The 24,663-nt window shown below is 70.4% G+C and carries 18 protein-coding genes, 1 tRNA gene and 1 pseudogene; 9 read left to right on the top strand and 11 right to left on the bottom strand.

Features of this window, described 5'->3' with window-relative positions:
* Positions 1-122 precede the first annotated feature (122 nt).
* Both ACFWM2_RS13695 and ACFWM2_RS13690 read left to right on the top strand, forming a co-directional pair.
* Positions 123-1,337 carry an Ig-like domain-containing protein gene (locus tag ACFWM2_RS13695; RefSeq protein WP_383277734.1) on the top strand — a complete coding sequence of 405 codons (1,215 nt, stop codon included), beginning with the start codon at positions 123-125 and terminating at the stop codon, positions 1,335-1,337.
* A 157-nt stretch (positions 1,338-1,494) separates the two neighbouring features.
* Positions 1,495-2,247, top strand: a complete 753-nt coding sequence (locus ACFWM2_RS13690) for a DUF6227 family protein (protein WP_383277731.1) — start codon at positions 1,495-1,497, stop codon at positions 2,245-2,247.
* A 512-nt stretch (positions 2,248-2,759) separates the two neighbouring features.
* Here ACFWM2_RS13690 and ACFWM2_RS13685 read toward each other — a convergent pair.
* The 5 genes from ACFWM2_RS13685 to ACFWM2_RS13665 form a co-directional block, all read right to left on the bottom strand.
* A complete protein-coding gene (locus tag ACFWM2_RS13685) occupies positions 2,760-3,020 on the bottom strand; it encodes a hypothetical protein (RefSeq protein ID WP_383277728.1) in 261 nt (86 codons plus the stop codon).
* Between the two features lie 129 nt (positions 3,021-3,149).
* Positions 3,150-5,282: a fructose-specific PTS transporter subunit EIIC gene (locus tag ACFWM2_RS13680; protein WP_383277725.1), complete on the bottom strand. Its 2,133-nt coding sequence runs from the start codon at positions 5,280-5,282 to the stop codon at positions 3,150-3,152.
* 511 nt (positions 5,283-5,793) lie between these two features.
* The gene (pfkB, locus tag ACFWM2_RS13675) at positions 5,794-6,747 is read right to left on the bottom strand and encodes a 1-phosphofructokinase (protein ID WP_383277722.1); all 954 of its coding nucleotides are present in this window, start codon (positions 6,745-6,747) and stop codon (positions 5,794-5,796) included.
* Between the two features lie 260 nt (positions 6,748-7,007).
* Positions 7,008-7,769, bottom strand: coding sequence for a DeoR/GlpR family DNA-binding transcription regulator (locus ACFWM2_RS13670; RefSeq protein ID WP_383277719.1), 762 nt, complete (start codon positions 7,767-7,769; stop codon positions 7,008-7,010).
* A gap of 219 nt (positions 7,770-7,988) precedes the next feature.
* Positions 7,989-9,572: an MFS transporter gene (locus ACFWM2_RS13665; protein WP_383277716.1), complete on the bottom strand. Its 1,584-nt coding sequence runs from the start codon at positions 9,570-9,572 to the stop codon at positions 7,989-7,991.
* 199 nt (positions 9,573-9,771) lie between these two features.
* On the opposite strand from ACFWM2_RS13665, the gene ACFWM2_RS13660 reads away from it, so the two are divergent.
* Entirely contained in the window at positions 9,772-10,734 is a 963-nt protein-coding gene (locus ACFWM2_RS13660; protein ID WP_383277713.1) for a helix-turn-helix transcriptional regulator, read from the top strand.
* A gap of 79 nt (positions 10,735-10,813) precedes the next feature.
* On the opposite strand, the gene ACFWM2_RS13655 is transcribed toward ACFWM2_RS13660, so the two are convergent.
* A complete protein-coding gene (locus ACFWM2_RS13655; RefSeq protein WP_383277710.1) occupies positions 10,814-11,581 on the bottom strand; it encodes a TetR family transcriptional regulator in 768 nt (255 codons plus the stop codon).
* Between the two features lie 901 nt (positions 11,582-12,482).
* Positions 12,483-13,484 carry an RNA polymerase sigma factor RpoD/SigA gene (locus ACFWM2_RS13650; protein WP_383277707.1) on the bottom strand — a complete coding sequence of 334 codons (1,002 nt, stop codon included), beginning with the start codon at positions 13,482-13,484 and terminating at the stop codon, positions 12,483-12,485.
* Between the two features lie 171 nt (positions 13,485-13,655).
* Here ACFWM2_RS13650 and ACFWM2_RS13645 point away from each other — a divergent pair, with 171 nt between their 5' ends.
* The gene (locus tag ACFWM2_RS13645; protein WP_383277704.1) at positions 13,656-14,174 is read left to right on the top strand and encodes a GNAT family N-acetyltransferase; all 519 of its coding nucleotides are present in this window, start codon (positions 13,656-13,658) and stop codon (positions 14,172-14,174) included.
* Positions 14,175-14,256: 82 nt separating this feature from the next.
* On the opposite strand, the gene ACFWM2_RS13640 is transcribed toward ACFWM2_RS13645, so the two are convergent.
* Positions 14,257-15,054: a dioxygenase gene (locus ACFWM2_RS13640; protein ID WP_383277701.1), complete on the bottom strand. Its 798-nt coding sequence runs from the start codon at positions 15,052-15,054 to the stop codon at positions 14,257-14,259.
* 224 nt (positions 15,055-15,278) lie between these two features.
* Between ACFWM2_RS13640 and ACFWM2_RS13635 the strand changes: the two genes are divergently transcribed.
* Entirely contained in the window at positions 15,279-15,782 is a 504-nt protein-coding gene (locus ACFWM2_RS13635; protein ID WP_383277698.1) for a MarR family winged helix-turn-helix transcriptional regulator, read from the top strand.
* Between the two features lie 257 nt (positions 15,783-16,039).
* Here ACFWM2_RS13635 and ACFWM2_RS13630 read toward each other — a convergent pair whose 3' ends face one another.
* Positions 16,040-17,584 (bottom strand): MFS transporter, encoded by a 1,545-nt coding sequence (locus ACFWM2_RS13630; RefSeq protein WP_383277695.1) that lies wholly within the window; start codon positions 17,582-17,584, stop codon positions 16,040-16,042.
* 317 nt (positions 17,585-17,901) lie between these two features.
* Entirely contained in the window at positions 17,902-18,546 is a 645-nt protein-coding gene (locus tag ACFWM2_RS13625) for a TetR/AcrR family transcriptional regulator (RefSeq protein WP_383277692.1), read from the bottom strand.
* Between the two features lie 384 nt (positions 18,547-18,930).
* Between ACFWM2_RS13625 and ACFWM2_RS13620 the strand changes: the two genes are divergently transcribed.
* The 3 genes from ACFWM2_RS13620 (at position 18,931) to ACFWM2_RS13610 (ending at position 22,400) form a co-directional block, all read left to right on the top strand.
* Positions 18,931-20,205, top strand: a complete 1,275-nt coding sequence (locus ACFWM2_RS13620) for a M6 family metalloprotease domain-containing protein (protein WP_383277689.1) — start codon at positions 18,931-18,933, stop codon at positions 20,203-20,205.
* Positions 20,206-20,370: 165 nt separating this feature from the next.
* Positions 20,371-22,167, top strand: coding sequence for an IclR family transcriptional regulator C-terminal domain-containing protein (locus ACFWM2_RS13615; RefSeq protein WP_383277686.1), 1,797 nt, complete (start codon positions 20,371-20,373; stop codon positions 22,165-22,167).
* Positions 22,168-22,324: 157 nt separating this feature from the next.
* Positions 22,325-22,400, top strand: a tRNA-Arg gene (locus tag ACFWM2_RS13610).
* Positions 22,401-22,455: 55 nt separating this feature from the next.
* Here ACFWM2_RS13610 and ACFWM2_RS13605 read toward each other — a convergent pair.
* Positions 22,456-23,420 (bottom strand): annotated as a pseudogene (locus ACFWM2_RS13605) (tyrosine-type recombinase/integrase).
* Positions 23,421-23,711: 291 nt separating this feature from the next.
* Between ACFWM2_RS13605 and ACFWM2_RS13600 the strand changes: the two are divergent.
* The gene (locus ACFWM2_RS13600; protein WP_383277683.1) at positions 23,712-24,335 is read left to right on the top strand and encodes a hypothetical protein; all 624 of its coding nucleotides are present in this window, start codon (positions 23,712-23,714) and stop codon (positions 24,333-24,335) included.
* The last annotated feature ends 328 nt before the right edge of the window (positions 24,336-24,663 follow it).

The raw sequence follows: 24,663 nt of genomic DNA, 5'->3' as shown, positions 1-24,663 counted from the left end.
TTGTCCCGGTTCTGTCACGTGATGGCGTTCGCCGCGGCTGCAGGGAACCCTTCGCGCCCCGGCGCGCTCTTTCTCCACGCACTGGAGCGGATCACCCACATCACAAAAACCTGGAGCAGCCCGTGACAACGCCGGACATATCTATGCGGCGCGCACTGGGGGCCTGTGCCGCCCTGATAGTCGGCGCCCTCACCCTCACCGCCTGCGGCGGCGACGCCAGCGCCGACAACGGCAAGGGCGGCGAGAGCTCGTCGAAGACGTCCACGGCGAAGATCGCCATCTCGGCCAAGGACGGTTCGACCAGCGCGTCCATCAACTCCACCGGGGTGAAGGTCAGCGACGGCAAGCTGACCGACGTGAAGATGACGGTGGCGGGGGCCGGGACCGCCGTACCGGGATCGATTTCCGCGAGCGGCAGCACCTGGAAGCCCAAGGAGCAGCTGGAGCGCGGTACGAAGTACCAGATCTCCGCGACCGCCAAGGACGCGAACGGGCGCACGGCCGCGGCCAACTCCATCTTCACCACGGTCTCGACGAACAACAGCTTCATCGGGACGTACACGCCCGACGGGGGCACCACGGTCGGTGTCGGGATGCCGGTCTCCTTCAACTTCGACAAGGTGATCAGCAACAAGAAGGCCGTGCAGTCGCACATCAAGGTGACCTCCAGTACGGGCCAGCAGGTCGTGGGGCACTGGTTCGGCGCGCAGCGGCTCGACTTCCGGCCCGAGCAGTACTGGAAGGCCGGCTCCAAGGTCACGATGAAGATCAACCTGGACGGGGTGGAGGGCGCGAACGGCGCCTACGGCGTGCAGGACAAGACCGTCACCTTCACCGTCGGCCGCTCACAGGTCTCCACGGTCGACGTCAGCACGCAGACGATGAAGGTGGTGCGCGACGGGAAGACCGTCAAGTCCATCCCGATCTCCGCGGGCAGCCCGCAGCACACCACGTACAACGGCCAGATGGTGATCTCCGAGAAGTTCACGCAGACGCGCATGAACGGATCGACGGTCGGCTACGGCGGCGAGTACGACATCCCGGACGTGCCGCACGCGATGCGGCTGACGGCGTCGGGAACCTTCATTCACGGCAACTACTGGTACAGCCGCGGCAATCCGCCCTTCGGGCAGCAGGGCACGAGCCACGGCTGCGTGGGACTGGCCGACACCCAGGGAGCGCAGGGCGACACGATCGCCAAGTGGTTCTTCGACAACTCTCTCGTGGGAGACGTCGTGACGGTCAAGAACTCCCCCGACAAGACGGTTTCGCCGGACAACGGGCTCAACGGCTGGAACATGGCGTGGAGCGCGTGGACCGCGGGAAGTGCCGTCTGACGAGGGCGCTTTGAGGGCTCGGCGGGCCGTGCGGGAACCTCCCGCGCGGCCCGCCCGTTTTCTCTCCGCACGTTTTCTCGGTTCGCGGACATGATGTCCGACCGAGGGGCTACGGTATGCACCCACAAGGTGACATGCAGCAACGCCGGGAGAAGCCTTGAGCGTTCCGTACGAGACAGCAGCGTACGAGCCACCCGAGTCGCCCGAGTCTCCGGAGGAGCATCTCGCGCGACTCCTCGGCCGCGCCCTGAACTCCTTCGAGTTGCCGGACGAGACGATACGGCCGCTCGACTGCGCGCTGGCGCACGACAGTTCTCTGCACTCCGCGCACCACAGCGCGGGGCTGCATCGCGAGACCTACCGGCACACGTGGCTGCTCGCCGATGGCTCGGCGGTCACGCTGTGGGAGCTCGTCCACAACACCGCGCCCGGGAGCGACGCCCAGCACGAGGTGTACGCGGACGAGGAGGAGCTGCGCGCCGCGACCGCCCGGCTGCCGCTGCCGGCGGACACGCCGGACTTCGAGCTGCCGGTGCTGGTGCAGCTGTCGCCGATTCCCGAGCCACGGCACAGTTACGCGCCCGACGACTCGGCCGACCACGCGCGCCGGCTGCTGCGCCGCGCGGAGAACGTGGACGGCCCCGACACCGACCTCACCAACCTGCTGCTGCGCGAGGCCTTCGCGCACCAGATCACGCAGGCCTTCGGTCGTCCCGGCCGGGCGGGCCAGGCGGCGCGGCTGTGCTTCTCGCTCTACGAGCACGCGTTCCTGCTGCGCGACGGGCGGGAGATCTCCCTGTGGGAGGTCGAACACACGGCGACGCCGGATCGACGGCACATGTGCGAGGTGTACGCGACGGAGGAAGCGGCCCGCGACGCGATGGAGCGCCGGGCTACGCGCCTCGGCTAGCCGGGAGTGCGCCTTTCGGATGGCGCCGGGTGCATCTCAGTCGGCGCCGGCGCGACGTGACGGGGTTGGCGCCGGCGCGACGTGACGGGTTCGCGCCGGGTTCGCGCCTCGGATGACGCCGGGTGTGTCACGGCTAGCGCCGGTGCGACGCCCCCTCGGTTGGCGCCGGAGCCCAACTCGGTTGGCGTCGGCGCATTGCACCTCCGGGAGGCGCGGGCGGTTCCGCTCGCGCCGGGCGCGTCCGCTCACGGGAGGGGCGACTCGATCCAGTTCGCGCGGGCGCATCAACGCGGGCGCGCGCCGGCTCAGATCGAAGCTCCGGCCTACTTCACACCGGCGCGTACAGCGCGCAGCGCGCGAACTCGCACCACCTCACGCCGGCACACCACCTCACGCCAGCACACCGCCTCACGCCGGCACGCCCAACGCCCCGCACCTCAGCTCCAAGCGCACAACGCGACAGCGCCCCGCGCCAGCAGCCGCACCCGCACCCGCACCCGCACCCGCACCCGCTAAAAACGCGGGCTGTCGCTGAACTGCCGTACCAGGCCCGCAAAAGCGGCGTGCTCCTCCGGGGTCAGTTCGACCGACTCCGCGCCGGGCCCGGACTGGCGCTGGGGAGGGATGGCCATGAGCGTGTCGCCGTGGCGCCACACCGCGGCCTCGAAGCGGCTGCGGCGCAGCAGGCGTACCAGGCCGACGACCCAGATCACGGTCGCCAGGGCGAGGACGCCCACGCCTATCAGCTGGAGGATCGACACATGCTCAGGCATGCGCTCCAGTAGACACCACGGTCCGGGACTTTGGTCCCGGACCGTGACGCATCTCGCAGATGCGGTGAACGACTCACAGTCGCCCTAAAGGGGTCAACTGGCGGACCGATTCGGGCGGATTCGGGCCGCTCAGGCGGCGACCGGCTCCTTGGTATCGGCGGTGGCCGGTGCCGGGGCGCCCGACGCCTCCGTGGTCGCGCCGCCGTCGGGGGTCTTGCGCAGGCCCTTCAGGACGACGACCAGGGCGGTGGTGACACAGACGCCGGCGGCGATGGCGATGAGGTAGAGGAACGGGTTGCCGATCAGCGGTACGACGAAGATGCCGCCGTGCGGGGCGCGCAGCGTGGCGCCGAAGGTCATCGACAGTGCGCCGGTGACCGCGCCGCCCACCATGGACGAGGGGATGACGCGCAGCGGATCCGCCGCGGCGAACGGGATCGCACCCTCCGAGATGAAGGAGGCGCCGAGTACCCAGGCGGCCTTGCCGTTCTCGCGCTCGGTCGGCGTGAAGAGCTTGCCGCGCACGGTCGTCGCCAGGGCCATCGCGAGCGGCGGGACCATGCCGGCCGCCATCACCGCGGCCATGATCTTCATCGCGGAGTCGCTGGGACTGGCGACGGCGATTCCGGCGGTGGCGAAGGTGTACGCGACCTTGTTGACCGGGCCGCCGAGGTCGAAGCACATCATCAGGCCGAGGAGGGCGCCGAGCAGGACGGCGTTGGTGCCGGTGAGGCCGTTGAGCCAGTCGGTCATGCCCTTCTGCGCCGAGGCGATGGGTTTGCCGATCACCACGAACATCAGGAACCCGACGATCGCCGCGGAGATCAGCGGGATCACCACCACCGGCATGATCCCGCGCAACGCCGCCGGGATCTTTACCTTCTGGATCCCGAGCACCACACCACCGGCGATGAGACCGGCGGCCAGACCGCCGAGGAAGCCCGCGTTGATGGTGAGGGAGATCGCGCCGCCGACGAAACCGGGGACCAGACCCGGCCGGTCCGCCATGCCGTATGCGATGTAGCCGGCCAGCACCGGGACGAGGAAGCCGAACGCCACGCCGCCGATCTGGAAGAACAGCGCGCCCCAGCTGTCCGCCTGCATCCACATGAAGTGGTCCATGACGGAAGGCGCCTTGTTGACCTTGTAGCCGCCGATCGCGAAGCCGAGAGCGATCAGCAGACCGCCCGCGGCGACGAACGGGACCATGTAACTCACGCCGCTCATCAGCCACTTGCGGAGCTTGGTGCCGTAGCCCTCGCCGGACGCGCCGATGCGCTCGACCGGCGTGCCGGGTACGGCGCCCGCGGTGACCTCGCCGCGCTCCGCCTTGCCGCGGACCTCGGAGATCAGCTCGGCCGGCCGATTGATGCCGGCCTTCACGCCGACGTCGACGGTCGGCTTTCCGGCGAAGCGGTCCTTTTCTCGTACGGGGACGTCGTGCGCGAAGATCACGCCGTCCGCCGCCGCGATGACCGCCGGGTCGAGCCGGGTGAAGCCGGCCGAGCCCTGTGTCTCGACCACGACCTCGACGTCATCGGCCGCGCGGCCCGCGTTCTCCAGCGACTCGGCCGCCATGTAGGTGTGCGCGATGCCGGTGGGGCAGGAGGTGACGGCGACGATACGGAAGGGTTCGCCATCCGCGGTGGCGCCCGGCGCCGGGGCGGGTCCGTCCTCGACGTTCGCACCCGGCGCCGGGGCCGCGCCGTCCGTGCCGCTGTCGGCGGAGGCCGCCGTCGACACCGCCACGGAGTCACCGGAGGCGGTCGCCGCCGCGGTCTCGCCTGCCGCCGCGGTCTCGGTCGCAGCCGCCGCCGGAGGCTCGTCCCCGCGGATGAGCGCAGCCGCGGCCGCCGCGTCGTCCACGGCCCGCAGCGCGGACGTGAACTCGGCGTTCATCAGCTGGCGGGCGAGCGACGACAGGATCGTGAGGTGCGCGTCATCCGCGCCCGCCGGAGCGGCGATCAGGAAGATCAGGTCGGCGGGCCCGTCCGGCGCGCCGAAGTCGATCCCGGCAGCGCTGCGTCCGAAGGCGAGCGTCGGCTCGGTGACATGTTCGCTACGGCAGTGCGGGATGCCGATGCCGCCGTCGAGGCCGGTCGGCATCTGGGCCTCACGGGCGGCCACATCGGCCAGGAAGCCGTCGAGGTCGGTGACCCGGCCCAGGGCCATCATGCGCTCGGCGAGGGCGCGTGCCGCGGCCTCTTTGGTATCGGCGGACAGGTCGAGGTCGACCAGGTCCGCGGTGATCATCTCGCTCATCGCGGGCTCCTTCGCACGCGTGTCGCCCGGGGGGAGATACGGGCGGGGGTGGGGACGGGGGTGCCGCGCTCGCAGAACGCGGGGTACACGGGGATGACCGAGGCGAGGCTGGGAAGCCCTCGCCTCCTCTCGAAGACGGAACCGGGAAGCCCTCGCCCGCCGTCGGCGACAGGACCGCAAAGATCGCGTCGCCCCTCGAAGACGGAACCGGAGAGACCTCGCCCTCCGTCAGCGACGGGACCGGGAAGATCGCCTCGCCCCTCGGAAACCGGGCCGGGAAGACCCCGCCCCTCGAAGACGGAACCGGGAAGCCCTCGCCCGCCGTCGGCAACGGGACCGCAAAGATCGCGTCGCCCCTCGAAGACGGAACCGGAGAGACCTCGCCCTCCGTCAGCGACAGGACCAGGAAGATCGCCTCGCCCCTGCCCCCGCCCCCGGCCGCGCCCCTCGAAGCCGCAGCAGCGAAAACTCCGCCCACCCCGGCGCGCGAACCCACGAAGACCGCGCGCCGTCATGACACCGGCTCCGTCAGTACGCGGTCCACCGGGATCTCCGTGGTCACGACGACGGCGGAGGGGTCGAGGTCGGCCGGCCCCGGCATCACGCTGCCGGGCAGTTGTACGGCGGCGGCGCCGTGCGCAACGGCGGAGGCGAGGGCCTCGGGGCCGCGGCCGCCGGCGATCAGGAAACCGGCGAGTGAGGAGTCACCGGCGCCCACATTGCTGCGTACGACGTCCACGCGCGCGCTGCCGAACCAGGCGCCCGCGCCGTCCACGAGCAACTGCCCGTCCGCCCCCAGGCTCGCGAGCACGGCGCACGCGCCCAGCGCGCGCAACTCCTCGGCCGCCTTGACCGCGTCGCCCACGGTGGTGAGGGGGCGCGCGACGGCTTCCGCGAGCTCCTCGGCGTTCGGCTTCACCACGTCGGGACGCTCGCGCAGCGCCGCAAGCAGCGCGGGTCCCGAAGTGTCCAGCGCGATCCGGGCGCCCGCCGCGTGCGCCCGCGCCACCAGCTCGGCGTACCAGGACGGCGCGAGCCCGCGCGGGAGGCTGCCGCAGCAGGTGATCCAGTGGGCCTCGCCGGAGCGGTACTGCCGGCGGACGGTCTCCAGGAGCTGTTCGGCCTCCGCGCCGGAGAGTTCGGGGCCCGGTGCGTTGATCTTCGTCAGTGTGCCGTCGGGTTCGGCGACCGAGATGTTGGAGCGGGTCGCCCCGGTGATCGGGACCGGCGCGACCTCGATGCCCTGCGCGTCGAGCAGGTCGGCGACGAGTGCGCCGGGCGCACCACCGAGGGGCAGGACGGCGACCGTGCGCTGTCCGGCGGCGGCAACCGCCCTCGAGACGTTGACGCCCTTGCCACCCGGGTCCATGCGTTCGCCGGTGGCCCTGATCACCTCGCCGCGGTCGAGCGACGGGACTTCGTAGGTACGGTCCAGGGAGGGGTTGGGGGTGACGGTGAGGATCATGCGCACTCGTTTCCAGAACTCACAGCACTTCCGTGCCGCTTCTCGGCACACGGCACGTCCGTATGCCCATGCCGCTTGTCAGACACGCGGCACATCCGTACGCCCACGCCGCTGCCCGGGCACACAGCACGCCGTACATCCACGCCGCTGCCCAGACACACGACCCGCCGTACATCCACGCCGCTGCTCAGACACACGGCACTACGTACAGCCATGCCGCTGCTCAGACACTCAGCACATCCACGCATCCGCGCCGCCTCTCAGACACACAGCACTTGCGTGCCGCCGCGCTCGATGGCCGTGGCGTCCTCGGGGTTCAGCCCGCTGTCGGTGATCAGCAGGTCCACATCGCTCAGGTCGCCGAAGCGGGCGAAGTGCTCCTGGCCGTGCTTGGAGGAGTCGGCGAGCAGCACCACCCGGCGCGCGGCGCGGACGGCCGCGCGTTTGACGGCGGCCTCGGCGAGGTCGGGGGTGGTCAGCCCGTGCTCGACGGAGAAGCCGTTGGCCGCGATGAACAGGACGTCGGCGCGGATCTCGCCGTACGCGCGGAGCGCCCAGGCGTCGACGGCGGCGCGCGTCCGGTGCCGTACGCGCCCCCCGACGAGGTGGAGCTGCATGCCGGGATGGTCCGCGAGGCGGGCCGCGATGGGCAGGCTGTGGGTGACGACGGTGAGCGTCGCCTCCAGCGGGAGGGCACCGGCCAGCCGGGCGACCGTACTGCCCGCGTCGAGGATCAGCGTGCCCTCGGCGGGCAGTTCGGCCACGGCGGCGTGGGCGATGCGGTCCTTCTCGTCGGCCGCGGTGGACTCGCGCTCGGCGAGGTCGGGTTCGAAGTCGAGGCGCCCGGCCGGGATCGCACCCCCGTGCACACGGCGTACGAGCCCTGCGCGGTCGAGGGCCTTCAGGTCCCGGCGGATGGTCTCCGCGGTGACCTGGAACTCCTCGGCGAGCGACAGCACGTCCACCCGGCCGCCGTCACGGGCCAGCCGGAGGATCTCCTGCTGCCGCTCCGGTGCGTACATGTCCGTTCGCCTCCGATTGATGCCCGAACCTGTGGTTTACGTCGGGAGGCTACGCTCTGATGCCCAGAAAGTAAACAGGTTCAGGCTCCACTCGGGCATGAACGGACTTTGGCACGTGTTGGAGGCAGGCCGGGCAGGGACGGCAACGAAAAAGGAGCCGCAACGAAAAAGGAGCGGCCCCAGCACCTGAGGTGCCGGGCCCGCCCCTCCCACCGCGGTTCAGCCGACGAGCTCCGGCTCCGCCTCCGCCTCCCGCTCCCCCGTGGCAAGCGCGCCCTCCGCAGGCGAGCCCTCCGCCCCCTCCACATGCTGTGCCGGTCGCTTCGGCAGCGCGAACATCAGCAGGAAGATGACGGCCATGACTCCGGCGACCCAGAACAGCGCGTTCTGGAAGGCGTTCACGAAGGCGGGGCCCATCTGGAGCGGCGTCAGCCGGTCCCCGATCGTGCCGAAGAAGACTACGGACACGAGGCCGAGTCCGAGCGCGTTGCCCATCTGCTGCACCGTGTTGATGAGACCGGACGCCGAGCCGGAGTGCTCGCGCGGCACATCCGACAGCACCGCGTCGGTCAGCGGCGCCACGATCAGGCCCATGCCCGCGCCCATCACGACCAGCGGAAGCGCCATCTGCCAGGAAGCGATGGCCAGGCCGTACCGCTCGGACTCCCAGATGTAGAGGAGCACGCCGGCCGCCATCACCAGGGCGCCCGCCTGGAGCACCTTGCGCCCGAAGCGCGGGACCAGTTGCTGCACGGACATCCCCGCCGCCACCGAGACCGCGATGGAGAACGGGACGCCGGTCAGACCGGCGCGCAACGGGCTCCAGCCCAGGCCGACCTGCATGTACAGCGTCCAGACCAGGAAGAAGATGCCGAGACCGACGCCGAAGACGGTCTGTACGGCGATGCCCGCGGCGAAGCTCTTCACCTTGAACAGCGACAGTTCGACCAGCGGCGAACCGTCCCGCGCCGCCTTCCGCTTCTCGTACGCCACCAGCGCGGCGAAGACGACGAGGGCACCGGCCATCGAGACGTATCCCCACAGCGGCCAGCCCAGCTCACGCCCGCGGGTCAGCGGGTAGAGCAGCATCAGCAGGCCGAGCGTGACGAGGGTGACGCCGACGAGGTCGAGCTTGAGGGCCCGCGGAGCCTTGGACTCGCTGATGAACTTCCGTCCGAGGATCAGTCCGGCCACCCCCACCGGCAGGTTGATCAGGAAGATCGGGCGCCATTCCAGGCCGAACAGGTTCCACTCGGTGAGCAGGGCGCCCAGGAGCGGACCGGACACCGCGCCGAGACCCACGATCGCGCCGAAGAGTCCGAACACCTTGCCCCGCTCGTGCGCCGGGAAGGTCGCGTGCACGATCGACAGCACCTGCGGCACCATCAGCGCGGCCATTCCGCCCTGGAGGATGCGCGAGGCGACGAGCATCTCCGGGTTCGCGGCGAAGCCGCACAGCGCCGACGCGAGCGTGAATCCGCCTATGCCGATGAGGAAGAGCCGCTTGCGGCCGTGGATGTCGCCGAGCCGTCCGCCGGTGATGAGACCGGCGGCGAAGGCGAGTGCGTAGCCCGCCGTAATCCACTGGATCTGGCTGAACGACGCACCGGAGTCCTGCTGGATCGACGGGATCGCGATGTTCACGATCGTCACGTCGACCAGGTCCATGAAAGCTGCGGTCATCACGATGGCGAGTGCGAACCAACGCCGCCGGTCGGCCGTGGCCGCTTCGGCGGACCCGGGGGTCTTCACGGCTCCAGCGCCGGCATCCGGACTGCTGAGAGGGGTCTCGGTGGAGTTCATGCTCAGAATCTAGGGGGCCAATAGGTCAGATCGTGTCCTAGATCTACGGCAATCTGTACGGCATGACGACACGGAATGGCAAAGGCTCGCGGAGCGCCGGCGCGTGCCTCGGCGACGGCACACCCGGGCACGACGGCATAGGGAACCGCTGCCGGCGGGACGACGGTGCACGGAACGGGGACGGCGCCGGGGAGGTCTCATGAGCACCGACACCCCGGCGCGGCTGCTCCAGCTCCTCTCACTGCTCCAGACGCCCCGCGAGTGGCCCGGCGGTGAGCTCTCCGAGCGGCTCGGGGTGTCCCGTCGTACCGTCCGCCGAGACATCGACCGGCTCCGGGAGCTGGGTTATCCGGTGCAGGCGACCAAGGGGTCGGACGGCGGGTACCGGCTGGTGGCGGGGAAGGCGATGCCGCCGCTCGTGCTCGACGACGAGGAGGCCGTGGCCATCGCCGTCGGGCTGCGGGCCGGGGCCGGGCACGCGGTCGAGGGCCTGGACGAGGCCTCCGTACGGGCCCTGGCGAAGCTGGAGCAGGTGCTTCCGTCGCGGCTGCGGCACCGGGTGTCCACGCTGCAGGCGGCCACCACCCCGCTCACCAGTGGGGACGGCGCCAGCATCGCGCCCGAGACGCTGACCGTGATGGCGTCGACCGTTGCAGGGCGGGAGCGGCTGCGGTTCGCGTACCGGTCCGGGGACGGCACCGCGTCCCGGCGGCTGACCGAGCCCTACCGGCTGGTGTCCACCGGCCGTCGCTGGTACCTCGTCGCGTACGACCTCGACCGCGAGGACTGGCGCACGTTCCGCGTCGACCGGGTCACCGAACCCTTCGCGACGGGGACGCGTTTCACCCCGCGCGAGCTGCCGACCGGGAGTGCGGCCGAGTTCCTGCGGCAGTCGATGTACAGGCGGCAGGAGACGTACGAGTTCGATGTCACCTTCGCCGCGCCCGCGCTGTTCGTCGCGGCGCGTCTGCCGGCGTGGCTGGGCGCGCCCGAGCCGATCGACGACCAGAACTGCCGGCTGCGCGCCTCCGCCGGCGACTCCGTGGAGTGGCTGGCGGTGCGGCTCGCGATGGTCGACTGCGAGTTCACCGTTCGGGAGCCGCCGGAACTGGTCGGCTGCGTACGGGACTTGGGGGGCCGCCTGTCCCGAGCGGCGGGCTGAGGGGCCGGGTGTTCCGGAACGCCGGAGCACCCGGAAATCCAGAACCCCCGCCCCGAACTCCCGCCCTCGCGTGGGCAACTCACACGGCGCCCCAGGGAAAGTCCCGCAGCGACGCCACATTGCGCGCCGCCAGTGCGGCCGGGCTCGCGGGACCGTCGGGCGGGTCGTCCCCGGCGGCCCACGCCTCGACCGCCACGCGCACGGCCGCGCTGGCGACCGCGGCGCTCAGCCGGAGCTCCGGGGAGACGGGCAGCTCATCGGCCCCAGCCCCGGCCCCGGCGCTGGTCCCGGCATCGGCCTCAACGTCACCGTCACCGTCGCCACCGGCACCGGCACCAGCACCAGCACCCGCACCCGCACCCGCACCCGCACCAACCACAGATGAAGCACCAGCACCGCCAACGCCGCCACCACCCGCATACGAAGCACCCGCACCCACACCCACACCCGCGACCCGCGCCGCCAGCACCCCCGCCAGCTCCCGTTCCGCGGTCTGGCAGGCCTCGCCCCAGACCCTGAGCAGGGCAGGGCTGCGTTCGGCGAGCCGGAGCAGGTTGCGGACCCACTCCAGGGATTCGGGCCGGACCCCGATGCCGGGCGTCAGAGTGGCGGCGATGGCGTGCTGGAGAGCCTCCGGGACGGGCAGTTCGGCGGGGGCGTCACGGACCGCCTCCGCCCACTTCTGCGCGCCCGCGGAGAAGAGCGGGCCGAGGGCCTCCTCCTTGGCGGCGAAGTACCGGTAGAAGGTTCGCGGGGCGACCCCGGCGGCGCGGGCGATGTCCTCGGCGCGGGTGCCCCGTAGCCCGTGCGTCATGAAGAGCCCCGCCGCGGCGCGGGCGATGTCCATCCGGGTCGCCGCTTTCCGCCGCTCGGTCAGCGAGGGGCCCCCGGAACTCCGGGGCTCCCCCTGACCGCCGGCCCGGGACGAGCGCTCGGCAGCAGCGGCCGAAGCCGCGCCGGAGCGCAAGGCGCGCCCAGTGGGCGCAGCAGACGAAGCAGAAGAGGCGGAAGAAGCGGAGTCCGCATCCGCCTCGCCCGGGCGGGGGGTGCGCTCGGCGGGAGTGCCGCCGACACGGTTGGTACCGGTCACGGCAGGCAGGTTATGCCTCTGTGGCACAATCTGCCATCCGGGTCACCCCGGGGTTCAGGTCCGGGGTGCCCCGGGCAGGTGTGCCCGCATGCATTCGAAAGGCGTACGCAGCCGGCGATCGAAGGCGTAGGCAGCCCACGCTCGAAGACATACGCAGTCGGCGCTCGAAGCGCATACGCAGCCCGCGCTCGCAGACGTACGCCGCCCACGCTCGAAGGGCGCACGCACCCACGCCCCAAAGGTGCACGCACCCACGCCCCAAGGCGCACCCACCCACCCCCGAAGGGCATACGCGACCCGCCCTCGAAACGCGCACCCGACCCGCACCCGAACAGCCCACGCGCCCCCGCAAATGGAGCCGAGCCCCGGCGCCAGGGGGGGGAGGCGCCGGAGCTCGGCCCGGGAAGAGTCCCGACGCAGGGGGGGGAGCGCGTCGGAACTCGGCTATGGGGTTGTGGGCGCGGGGCGCACGCCGTCTGTGCCGGGCTCGCGTTTCCGAGCCCTGGGTCCGGATTCGTGAACCCGGGCTCCGAAGCCTGGACCCTCGAGCCCGGACCCTCAAGTCCGGGCCCTGAAGTCTTGTGCCCCGAGCCCGGTGTTTTGAAGCGGCTTTACCAGGCCATCTCCGATACGGCGTCCGCCGGGACGGCGCTCGCCGTCACGCCGCCGCGTCGAAACCGGTGTCGCGAGCCAGCTTCTTCAGCTCCATCAGGGCGTGCTTCTCGATCTGGCGGATGCGCTCGCGCGTGAGCCCGTGCTCCTTGCCGACCTCCGTGAGCGTGCGCTCCCGGCCGTCGTCGATGCCGTAGCGCATCTTGATGATGGAGGCCGTGCGCTGGTCCAGGCGGCCGATCAGGTCGTCCAGCTCCTCGCTGCGCAGCAGCGTGAGGACGGACTCCTCGGGCGACACCGCGGACGTGTCCTCCAGGAGGTCGCCGAACTGGGTCTCGCCCTGGTCGTCGACCGCCATGTTCAGCGAGACCGGGTCGCGGGCCCAATCGAGGACGTCGATGACGCGCGCCGGGTTGGAGCCCAGCTCCGCGGCGATCTCCGTCGGCTCCGGGTCGCGTCCGTGCTCGCGGTTGAACTCGCGCTGCACTCGGCGGATGCGGCCCAGCTCCTCGACCAGGTGGACGGGGAGGCGGATGGTGCGGGACTGGTCGGCGATGGAACGGGTGATGGCCTGACGGATCCACCACGTGGCGTACGTGGAGAACTTGAAGCCCTTGCGGTAGTCGAACTTCTCGACGGCGCGCACCAGGCCCGCGTTGCCCTCCTGGATGAGGTCCAGCAGGGGCAGCCCGCTGCGCGGATAACGGCGGGCCACGGCGACGACCAGCCGGAGATTCGAACGGATGAAGATGTCCTTGGCCCGCTCGCTCTCGGCGACCAGCGCCTCGAGCTCCTCGCGGGTCGCGTCCGCCTTGGCGTCGTCGACTTCGCCGTCGATGATCTGCTGCGCGAACACACCCGCCTCGATGATCTGGGACAGCTCGACTTCCTTGGCGGCGTCGAGCAGCGGCGTACGCGCGATCTCGTCGAGATACATGCCGACCAGGTCGCGATCGGCGATCTCGCCGCCTACGGCGCGAACACTGCGCGCCGCGTCGGTCTCGCCGGCGGCGGCGGACTTACGACGGGCGACGGCACGGGTTGCCATGCGTGCTCCCTTGCGATGGTGGCTGGCAGGTGGTCCTGGAAACTGGGGGCTCACCCTCCCGGGTGCCCGGCATCCGAAGGAAACAACGACTGGAATCCGGACAGAATTCCCATGGGCCCCCTCGATTTTTCTGATCATGCAGTACCCTGTGCCGCCACAAAGGGGGACAGGATGTCGTCGGAACGTACAGAGGTGCAGGTCAGGCCGGGAGTCGAGGAAGACCTCGAAGCCCTCACGGACCTCTACAACCACTTCGTACGTGAGACGCCCATCACATTTGACACGGCCGCCTTCTCGCCGGAAGAGCGTCTGCCCTGGCTGCTCTCCCACCCGGAAGACGGCCCGCACCGCCTGATGGTTGCCACCGACACGGACTCACAGCGGATTCTGGGGTACGCCACATCCAGCGCGTTCCGTCCCAAGCCCGCGTACGCCACCTCCGTGGAGGTGACCATCTACCTCGCCCCCGACGCGGGCGGCCGCGGGATCGGCACCCTCCTCTACAAGGCCCTCTTCGAGGCGCTCGCCGGCGAGGACCTGCATCGCGCCTACGCCGGCATCGCCCAGCCGAACGAGGCGTCCACGCGACTGCACGAACGCTTCGGGTTCCGGCACGTGGGGACGTACCGGGAGGTGGGCCGGAAGTTCGGCCGCTACTGGGATGTGGCCTGGTACGAGAAGGAGCTGTGACGCCGGGAGCGTGACGGCCACGCAAGCCGACCCCCCGGCAGCCGACCCCACGGCAACCGACGGCGCATCGACCGATCCCGCATCAACCGATCTGCAGCGACCGCTTCGCCATCCCCAGCCAGAAGCCGTCGATCACCGTGCGCTGCGCGGAGAGTTCCTCATGGCCCGCCCCCAGGGTGACGAAGAGGGGCGCGAAGTGCTCGGTGCGCGGGTGGGCGAGCCGGCCCCCCGGTGCCTTGTTCTCGAAGTCGAGCAGGGCGTCCAGGTCCTGCGAGTCCAGCGCACGCCGACCCCAGTCGTCGAATTCGGCCATCACCGAGGTGATCCGGCCCTCCTGGCTGAGTGCGCGCAGGTTGTGCGTGAAGAAGCCGGAGCCGACGATCAGCACGCCCTCGTCGCGCAGGGGCGCGAGCCTGCGGCCGATGTCCATCAGCTCGACCGGGTCGAGCGTCGGCAGCGAGATCTGCAGCACCGGAATGTCGGCCGCGGGGAACATCTCCACCAGCGGGACGTAGGCGCCGTGGTCGAGGCCGCGGTCCGGGACGTCCTGCACCGGCCTGCCGGGGGAGCGCAGCAACTTGTGTACGGACTCGGCGAGTTCCGGCGCTCCGGGGGCGGCGTACCGGACCTGGTAGTAGTGCTCGGGGAAGCCCCAGAAGTCGTAGACCAGGGGCACGGTCTGCACCGCGCCGACGGCGAGCGGGGCCTCCTCCCAGTGGGCGGAGACCATGAGGATCGCCTTGGGGCGCGGCAGATCGGCGGACCAGGCGGCGAGCTGGCCGGGCCAGACCGGGTCGTCGGCCAGCGGCGGGGCACCATGACTCAGGTAGAGGGCGGGCATGCGCTCGCGCACGGCACGCTCCTCGGTGGCGGCGGACATGACGGCGGCTCCCTCCGGGGTCCGAGGAGACCCGGCACTCGACCGCACCCGGTCTCCTCGACTCCATGGTCGTACGCGGACCTTCGCGCTCGTACGGCGATCCTCGTGCTCATACAGCGAACTTCGCGCCCGTACCGACCAAATAGTTGAAGTCTCAAGCTACAGCGAACACCCTACTCTTTAGTTGTTTAAGTTTCAAGGAGGGACCTCGTACAGTGGGGTACATGAACACGGCATCCGCTGAAGAGCCGCGCTGGCTCAACGACGAGGAACAGCGCATCTGGCGTGCGTACATGGCAGCCGCCACCCTCCTCGAGGACCACCTCGACCGCCAGCTGCAGCGTGACGCGGGCATGCCGCACATTTACTACGGGCTGCTCGTGCAGCTCGAGGAGGCCCCGCGCAGACGGCTGCGGATGACCGAGCTGGCCATGAAGGCGAAGATCACCCGCTCCCGCCTCTCCCACGCGATCGCGCGGCTGGAGAAGAACGGCTGGGTACGGCGCGAGGACTGTCCGTCCGACAAGCGGGGCCAGTTCGCGGTGCTGACCGACGAGGGCTACGAGGTGCTGCGGCGCGCCGCCCCGGGCCATGTGGCGGCCGTACGCCAGGCCCTCTTCGACCGGCTCGACCCCGACCAGCTGAAGGCGCTCGGCGAAGCGGTGCGGATCGTCGCGGAGGGGCTCCAGCCGAAGGACGCGGGCGCGGACCTGCCCTGGCTGCGGTAGGAAGCCCCGACTCCCCTGGCCCGTGGACCGGCAGGAACCCGCCGGCCCGGGCCCAGACAGGTGCGCGGGCCCCGGCAGGTGCCCGGGCGGCCCCAGCACGTGCCCGGGCCCCGGACGCAGGTCTGCCCCGGCTCCGCGGAGCGCGGAGCCGGGGCAGACCCTGGGAGTCGTACGGGCGAGGCGTCCCCACCCCCCGCCCGTACGCGAAGTGCCCGAAGAAGTACCCGAAGAACCTGACGTGCCAGGGGTACGTGGTGTCAGTGGGCGACCACCGGCACCCTGAGCTCGTCCTCGACGTCCGCGCCCTCGCCGGAGACCGCGGAGACGTCCGGGCGACCGGTGTTGATGAGGGTGGCGGCAACCGTGGCGGCGAGCACGAGGATGCCGACGGCGAACCAGATCGCGTTGGTGTAACCGTGCACCTGGCCCTGCAGCTGGACCAGCTGCTGCTGGGGCTTGGAGGCGGCGCCGGCGATGTGGTCCTTGATGTACGAGGTGGTCGCCGAGGCGGCGATCGTGTTCAGCAGGGCCGTGCCGATCGCGCCGCCCACCTGCTGCGAGGTGTTGACCATCGCGGAGGCGACACCGGCGTCACGCGGCTCGATGCCGAACGTGGCCAGCGACATGGCGGGCATGAACGCCGTACCCATGCCGAGACCGAGCAGCACCATGCCCGGCAGGATCACGGCGGAGTACGAGGAACCGATCTCCAGCTGGGTCAGGAACAGCATGCCGACCGCGGCGACCAGGAAGCCCGGGCCCATCAGCAGGCGCGGCGCGACCCGGGTCATCAGACGGGTGCCGATCTGCGTGGAGCCCACCATCATGCCGCCGATCATCGGCAGGAAGGCGAAGCCGGTCTTGACCGGCGAGTAGCCCTTCACGATCTGCAGGTAGTACGTCAGGAAGAGGAACAGGCCGAACATCGCGATGATCGCGAGACCGAGCGAGAGGTAGACGCCTCCGCGGTTGCGCTCGGTGATGACGCGCAGCGGCAGCAGCGGGGCCTTGACCCGGGTCTCGGTGACGACGAACGCGGCGAGCAGCACCACGGCGGCGACGAACAGGCTGACCGTCACGGAGTCGCCCCAGCCGTCGGACTCGGCGCGGGTGAAGGCGTAGACGAGCGTGACCAGACCGAGGACGGAGAGGATGACGCCGGGGATGTCGAGCGGCGAGCGGTTGCGGCCGCCGGCCGGCTCACGGATGACGAAGTACGCACCGACGGCCGCGATGATCGCGAACGGGATGTTGACGAAGAACGTCCAGCGCCAGTCCAGGTACTCGGTGAGCACGCCACCGAGGATGAAGCCCACGGCGCCGCCGCCACCGGCGATCGCGCCGTAGATACCGAAGGCCTTGGCGCGCTCCTTGGGCTCGGTGAACATCACGGCGAGCAAGGAGAGCGCGGCGGGCGCGAGCAGTGCGCCGAACGCCCCCTGCAGGGCGCGGGCGCCGAGCATCATCGCCTCGTTCGTGGCCGCGCCGCCGAGGGCGGACGCGCCGGCGAAGCCGATCAGACCGGCGACAAAGGTGCGCTTTCGGCCCCACAGGTCGGCGATACGGCCGCCGAAGAGCAGCAGACCGCCGAAGGCAAGGGCGTAGGCCGTGATGACCCACTGGCGGTTGCCGTCCGATATCCCCAGGTCCTGCTGGGCGGAGGGCAGCGCGATGTTCACGATGGTCGCGTCGAGGACGACCATCAGCTGGGCGAGCGCGATGAAGGTGAGCGCCTTCCAGCGGTTGGAGTGTGCGTCGGAAGGCGGTGCCGCCTTGGCGGTGGCCTGGACTGTTTCAGACATGGGGGTACCCACTTCGGGACTTCGCAGAATTGGAAAGGTGAAGGAGAAGCTGTTGGTGAGACGGTGATACGCGTCGGTGAAAAGAGATGGCTCGTCGACAGTGACGGCCGGGAAGCGGAACGGCTCGTCCTCGGTGACGGCCGTGAAGTCTGTCGTCGGTGGTGACGTCAGAGGTGATGACCGGCGCCGGGGCCGGAACTCATCGGTCGCGGTGCCGTGATCGGGTCGGTAGCGGCGCTGCGCTACGAGTCACTGTGGTGCTGTTGGTCTGCGGTACTGCGGTTCGGGTCGGTGGCCGTACCGGACGGGCTGAGGGCTCACGCTCGTTGCAGGTCCTCCACGGTCGCGGCCACTCCGGGCAGTACGGAGCGGGCCGGTGCCCGCATACCGTCCAGGAGCAGCTGCACATGACGGTGCACGAAGCGGTCGATGCCCTGGCACGCGGTGCCGGGCAGCGGCCGGGTGAGCTGGCTGAGGGCGATCATCATGTCGCCGAACTCGACGTCGGGGCGCAGCTGCCCGGCCTTGCGGGCGCGCCCCATCAGTTCCTCGACCAGTTCCGTGATGCGGTCCCGGGCGGCGACCAGATCAGGATGGTTCTGGTCGAAGCCCTCGGAGAGCATCGGGCACAGGGCGCCGATCCGCTCGTCGGCGGCGGCGTGCACGAAGCGGCTCAAAGCCTCGAACGGGTCACCACCCTCGGCGAGCGCCGACTCGATCTGTTCCGAGGTGCGGTCCATGACCGAGCAGACGACCTCCCGCGCCAGGGAGTCGCGGTCGGGGAAGTTGCGGTACACCGTGGCATTGCCGACGCCGGCCCGGCGGGCGATCTCGTCGAACGGCACCTCGGCGCCGAACTCGACGAACATCTCTCGCGCGGCGGCGACGATCCGCTCCCGATTGCGCAGGGCATCGGCGCGCGGCCGGGGTGCTCGGCGCTGCACGGGGGTCGCGGTCTCCACGGCGTACTCCTCACGTAGTGCTGTCCGGGTGCTGCTCGATGCTGCTGTTCCGATCGGTCCGGCGCCTCCGTGGCTCCGGGCTTCCGGAGCGTCGAGTGGTGCCGTCACGGTCCGATGGCTCCCGGCGCGGCGGTGGTGCCGCTGCGGTCCGGTGGCCCCCGGGTGCGATCCGGGGATCGTTTCCCCGTTTCGCTCGGACACCTGGCTAAACGGGGAAACGGTCCCCGGTTATTTCCCCAGCCGCATGTGACCTGCATCACACGCCTTCGGGCGACAAACCCACGTTCGGTCTCCTCCAGCGAGCGCCCCCGCATCCCCCGACCGAGGGTGATCGAAAGGGTGCAGCCGGAGACCGGCGGCTGCCGGGGAGCGAAGGGCCCATGCATGCAGCCGACCAGCCGTCGGATACGCCCGCGCCGTGTGGCCGCGCTCGCCACGGTGACCGCCCTGACGCTGGCGGTCAGCACCTCCGCCGGCACCGGACACCTCACGGCGGGCTCGACCGCGGCGGGCTCCATCGCACTGGCCCGCTCCACGGCGCTCGGCTCCTGCATGATCAACGGCGCGACGGGGGTGCAGATGTCGGAGGGCATCCCGACCTCGGCCGGCTACGCACGCTCCACCGGCACGGTCCGCGCCCTCAATCTGATGGTCGACTTCTCCGACGCACCCGGACAGGGCAGCGCGCTCGACCGCCTCGCGGAGTTCTTCCCCAAGACCAGGGAATGGTTCCGCACCAGCTCGTACGGCCGCCTCGACTACCGCCCCGAGGCCCCCGTCGCCCACTGGCTGCGCATGCCCAAGTCCTTCAAGGCGTACGGCATAGAACGCGGCGCGCCCTTCGACCCCGGCTACCGCGATCTGGTCCAGGACATCGTGGCCGCCGCCGACCCGACGGTGGACTTCCGCTCGTACGACATCCTGAACGTGCTGGTCACCCCGAACGCGGGACCCTCCGCGCTGGACACCGTCCTGTCGGTGACCTTCGCCGGCAACACCGAGGCTCCGGTCGCCGACGGCGTCCCGGTCTCCAACGCGTCCTTCGTCTACAGCCGCCAGGACGACGGCTCCGGCTCCTACACCGACACCGGTTACCGGGTCCTCCCGCACGAGAACGGCCACACCTTCGGCCTGCCCGACCTCTACACCCAGGACGGCGGCGGCGCGGTCGGTCACTGGGACATCATGAGCGAGGACTGGGGCGCCGACAACGACCTGCTGGGCTGGCACAAGTGGAAGCTCGGCTGGCTCGACACGGCGCAGGTGCGCTGCGCCGCGGCGCCCGGGACCACCGAGTACACGCTGACCCCGCTGGCCACGAAGGGCGGCGCCAAGCTGGTCTTCGTACCCCTCGACGCGAAGACGGGATACGCGCTGGAGCTGCGCACCCGCGCCGGCAACGACGAGACGGTCTGCCGCCCCGGCATCCTCATCTACAAGGTCGACGCCGATGTGGACACCGGCAACGGCCCCATCACCGTCTACGACTCCCAGCGCGACAGCGGCGGCTGCACCCGCAGCCCCAACGTCCACGCCGAACTCTCCGACGCGCCCTTCGCCCCCGGCGAGTCCTTCCAGGACCCGAAGACCGGCATCCGCGTGACGATCGCGGGGGCGGATCTGGCAGGGGACTACCGGGTGTTGGTGACGCGGCGGTGAATGGGCCGCCGTTCGTCCGGGGCGCCCGCTGTCGGCCGCGTGACCGGGGCCGGATCCCCGACTCCACGAACCGGACGGCCGAGGTGATCAACCGGGCGCCGTCGATCTGCTGAGGTGACGGGCAAGCACTACGGTGTCTCACCAGAGATCCGCAACGGAGAGCCCATGCCATCGAACGTCTCGCCCGTCTCGTCGGCACCCGACAGCGCCGTACCCGCCGAGGCCGTCGCTCCCCTCATGCGCGGCATCGCCGTACTGCGGCGGCTGACCGAGGCCGACGGGATGTCCAGTCTCAGCGGCCTCGAACGGGCCACCGGGCTCGCGCGGTCCACCGTCGACCGGATCACGGCCACCCTCGCGCGCATGGGATACGTACGTCTGGACGGCCGGGACGCCCTGCTCGCGCCGCGCCTGATGGAACTCGGCAACGCCTATCTGGCCGCCCTGCGCCTCCCCCGGCTCCTCGACGCCCACGCCGACGCGCTGGCCGACGCCCTGGACGAGTCGGTGTCCCTGGCCGTCGGCGACCTCGACGGGATCAGGTTCATCCACCAGGCCACCCGGCGCCGCGCGATGTCCCTGAGCTTCCGCATCGGTGACCTGCTGCCCGCGGAACGCACCGCGCCGGGGCCCCTGTTCGCCACCGAGTGGGACGCGGCGGCCTGGGCCCGCTGGCACACGCGCCGGGCGGCCGACCCCGAGGACCGCGGTTTCCCGGCGGTGCCGGCACGGAGCCGCCCGATCGATGACGCGGACGAGGACGACGGCGAGGCGCGGGGCGCGGACGCGGCGGGCGGTGCGGGCCGGGGTGTCCCCCGGTCCGGTGGGACGGCGGCCGCCCGGAGCGTGTCGCCTTCCGCCACCCTCGGGGACGACTTCGAGCGGCGTACGGCCGAGGCCCGGGAGGCCGGCTGGTCACTGGACGACCAGCTGATCGAGCCGGGTCTGGTGGCGCTCTCCGTACCGGTACGCGACCCCGGCTCGGGCCGGATCGCCTGTGTCGTGAGCGTGGTGAGCCACACGAGCCGGCACACCGGGGCGGACCTGCGGGACTCGCTGCTGCCACGGCTGCGGGTGGCGGTGGGCGCGATGGAGGAGGAGTTGCGCCGGGAGTCGGACCGGGCGCCGGGCACCGGGCCTGCTGCCGCCACGCGCTCGGGCCTCGCCATGTGGACGGGCGCGTCCAAGCAGGAACTGGGCCGCGAGTTCGTCGAGTCACTGGCCCGCGGTCTGACGGTCTTCACCGCCTTCGGCGAGGGCCGCGCGGAACTGACCCTCACGGAGGTCGCGCAGGCCACCGGGCTCGCCCGGGCCACGGCGCGCCGCGCCCTGATCACCCTGGAGCACCTCGGTTACGTCACGTCCCACGACCGCGTGTTCGGGCTGACCCCGCGGGTGCTGGGCCTCGGCTTCCCGCCGCTGTCCCGGCTGTCCCTCCCCCAGATCGCGCACCCGTACCTCACGGCGCTCTCGCAGCGGCTCCAGGACTCGGCCTCGCTGGCGGTCCTGGCGGGCGACGACATCCAGTACACGGCCCGGGTCGCCGCCCGGCGCGTCATGAGCGTGAACGTCACGGTCGGCACCCGGCTGCCCGCCTACGCGACCTCCCTGGGCCGGGTCATGCTGGCCGACCTCCCCGACCCCTCGCTCCCTGCCCTGACCCCGCTGACCCCTCGTACGATCACGGACCCCGCGCGGCTGAGGGCCACCCTCCGCCAGGTACGGGACGAGGGATTCGCCCTGGTCGACGAGGAGTTGGAGCAGGGGCTGCGCTCCATCGCCGTACCGGTACGGGACCGCACCGGCCGGGTCGTCGCCGCGGTGAACGTCGCCATGCACAGCAGCCGCCGCACCCCCGAGCAGTGCGTCGAGGAGGTCCTCCCGGAACTCCACACCGCCGCGACCCGCATCGAAACGGACCTACGCGTAGCGGGCCGCTTCAGCCGAGTCCCACCCGTCTGACCCCACACCGCCCTCACACTGCCCCCGCGCCGCCCCTGACCTGCCCCCAGGTCCTCGCACTGCCCCTGACCTTCCCCTGACCTGGGCGAACCAGAACCTTTCCGACCGCGCCCGCACATCCGCTAGGCTGGTCGCCGGGTCTCACCGAGATCCGCCCGCCTTCGTAGCTCAGGGGATAGAGCACCGCTCTCCTAAAGCGGGTGTCGCAGGTTCGAATCCTGCCGGGGGCACCAGCCAAAAGGCCCCGGACCGATCATGGTCCGGGGCCTTTGACATCCACTTTTGACATCAACGAGGGCGTTCACTCACAACCGGCCGCCGCTTGAGCAGCCGATCCATGTGACTGATGGCCTCGCGCTGAGTGTCCTGCACGACGTGCGTGTACACGTCCATGGTGATGCTGATCTGAGAGTGCCCGAGGATCTCCATCACCACGCGGGGTGCGACTCCGGCAGCTGTAAGGAGGGTCGCCGTACCGTGCCGAGCGTCATGCAGCCGGATCACGCGAAGGCCGGCGGATTCGGCGACGCGGGTGAAGGAGCGGTAGACGTTCCGCGGCTCGACCTGGCGACCGGTGCGGGTGGTGAAGACGTAGCCGGACTCGTGCCACTGCTCCCCCGCCTTGACGCGTGCGGCTGACTGTCGCATCCGGTGCCAGCGCAGCGGGGCGATACAGAGCGCGGGCAGCGGAACGACGCGGCGACGGCGACTCTTGGGATCGTCGTCGTACAGGACGCCACGGCGACGCTGGGTCTGCTGGCGCACGTACAAGATGCGGTTGTCGAGGTCGAGATCCGACCAACGGAGCCCGATGATCTCGCCCCGCCGGAGCCCCATCGCGATGGCGAGCACGAAGGCCGCGTAGAGCGGATCTCTGCGAGACGCCGCAAGGAAGTCCAACGTCTCGTCGAGGCTCCAAGGCATCAGCTCCCGGTTGTCCGTGCGGGGCGGCTCGACGAGCTTGGCGACGTTGCGCGTAATCAGTTCCTCTCAGCAGGCGGAAGACAGAGCGGAACGCAGAACACGGTGCGGCTCCTTGGCCGTTGCCGCGGTGGCCTCCTTCTCCAGGCGGACGAGGAAGCGCCGTACGTCGGCGACGCCGCGTCGCACTCGGCCCAGGTCTTGCCGTAGGCGAACTTGCGAGCCCGGGTGCCGTCCGGCTGGAGCACGTAGACCGCGCACTGAAACCGGCCGTCCTTGCGCTTGGTGATCGTCCCCGCGCCATTGGGGTTCCGCTTGCGCTGACCGGCCATCAGGCGGCCGCCTCCAGTTGACGGGCAGCAGGCATGAGGAGGCCCCCGACCAATTCACCTGGTCGGGGGCCGTTCACCTGCTGTGGGTGTGGGATTTGAACCCACGGTCACATCGCTGCGACGACGGTTTTCAAGATCGCTCAGTCGCCCACGAACCAGAACCGTCGGCTTGGGAGCGGTGCTCGCGGCACTTCCGCGTCATGGCCAGGCAGGGAAGCTCTCGACCCATCAGAACACTGCCTGGCCTCTACTCACTAGAGTCAGAGGCCTTGGCGAGTCAGGGGGAGCATCGTGACCTTAGCCGTGGGCATCTTCGATCTGTTCACATATGGGATACCCGGAGTACTGCATCTGTCCTTAATCATTTACGCGCTCGCCCGCTTGAACATCATCGATCTCACAAGTTTGGCCTCGGCACCGTCAGTGCTCCAGGTGGTCGGAGTCGCTGTTGCCAGTTACCTGTTGGGGCATCTCGCCTATCCTCTGAGTGCTCTCCTGGACAAGGTCGCACCGCGTTGGAACTGGAGCGTTGAGAACGCTCGTCAGGAATTCGTGACCAGAGTGCCCGAAGCGCGGGACCGAGCCTTCGTGCACACCGATGCATCTCTGCTGTTGGCTGCAGTGGAACTCCACAGCAAGGAAGCATCGGGCGAGATCACTCGGCTGCAAGGCCTCGCGTTGATGCTGCGGAACTCGGCCCTCGCCCTGGTGTTCGCGCTCGTCGTCGCGGTGATCGAGCTCGTCGCGGGACCCGATCGTGTGCTGGCAGGAATTTGTGCGGCACTGCTACTCGTAAGCCTGACTGCCGCAATCAGACAAGGGCGCCGCGTGCGGCATTGGGACCGCCTGAAGACGTTGGAGATCTGCTTCTGGATCCCAGACATCGACGACAGATTCGCCTCCACCCCCCGGTGATCACAGATGCACACCCATGCTCTCCCCTCAGAAGCTGCTGACATCCACGGCTGACATCAACGACGCCGGACGGGGGCGTACACCAGCGACTCTGTCCGGCCGCCGCACCAGTCGACTACAGCAGCCGGAGCGGGCCCGGATCGAACTCCTGAAGCGGGTGTCGCAGGTTCGAATCCTGCCGGGGGCACAGCAAAAGGCCTGTTCAGAGGCCCTTCCGTCCCACGGGCGGGAGGGCCCTCGCAGCACACATATGGCACACACGCCGCTGCGAGCAACGGTGGGGAGCCGTGCGAGCTCGACCACGGAGTCCTGATCCGCGACCACGGTG

The sequence above is a fragment of the Streptomyces sp. NPDC058371 genome, from assembly GCF_042723265.1.
Classification (GTDB): domain Bacteria; phylum Actinomycetota; class Actinomycetes; order Streptomycetales; family Streptomycetaceae; genus Streptomyces.
The sequence above is the reverse complement of the archived record's forward strand: the minus strand, read 5'-3'. Positions and strand labels throughout refer to the sequence as shown.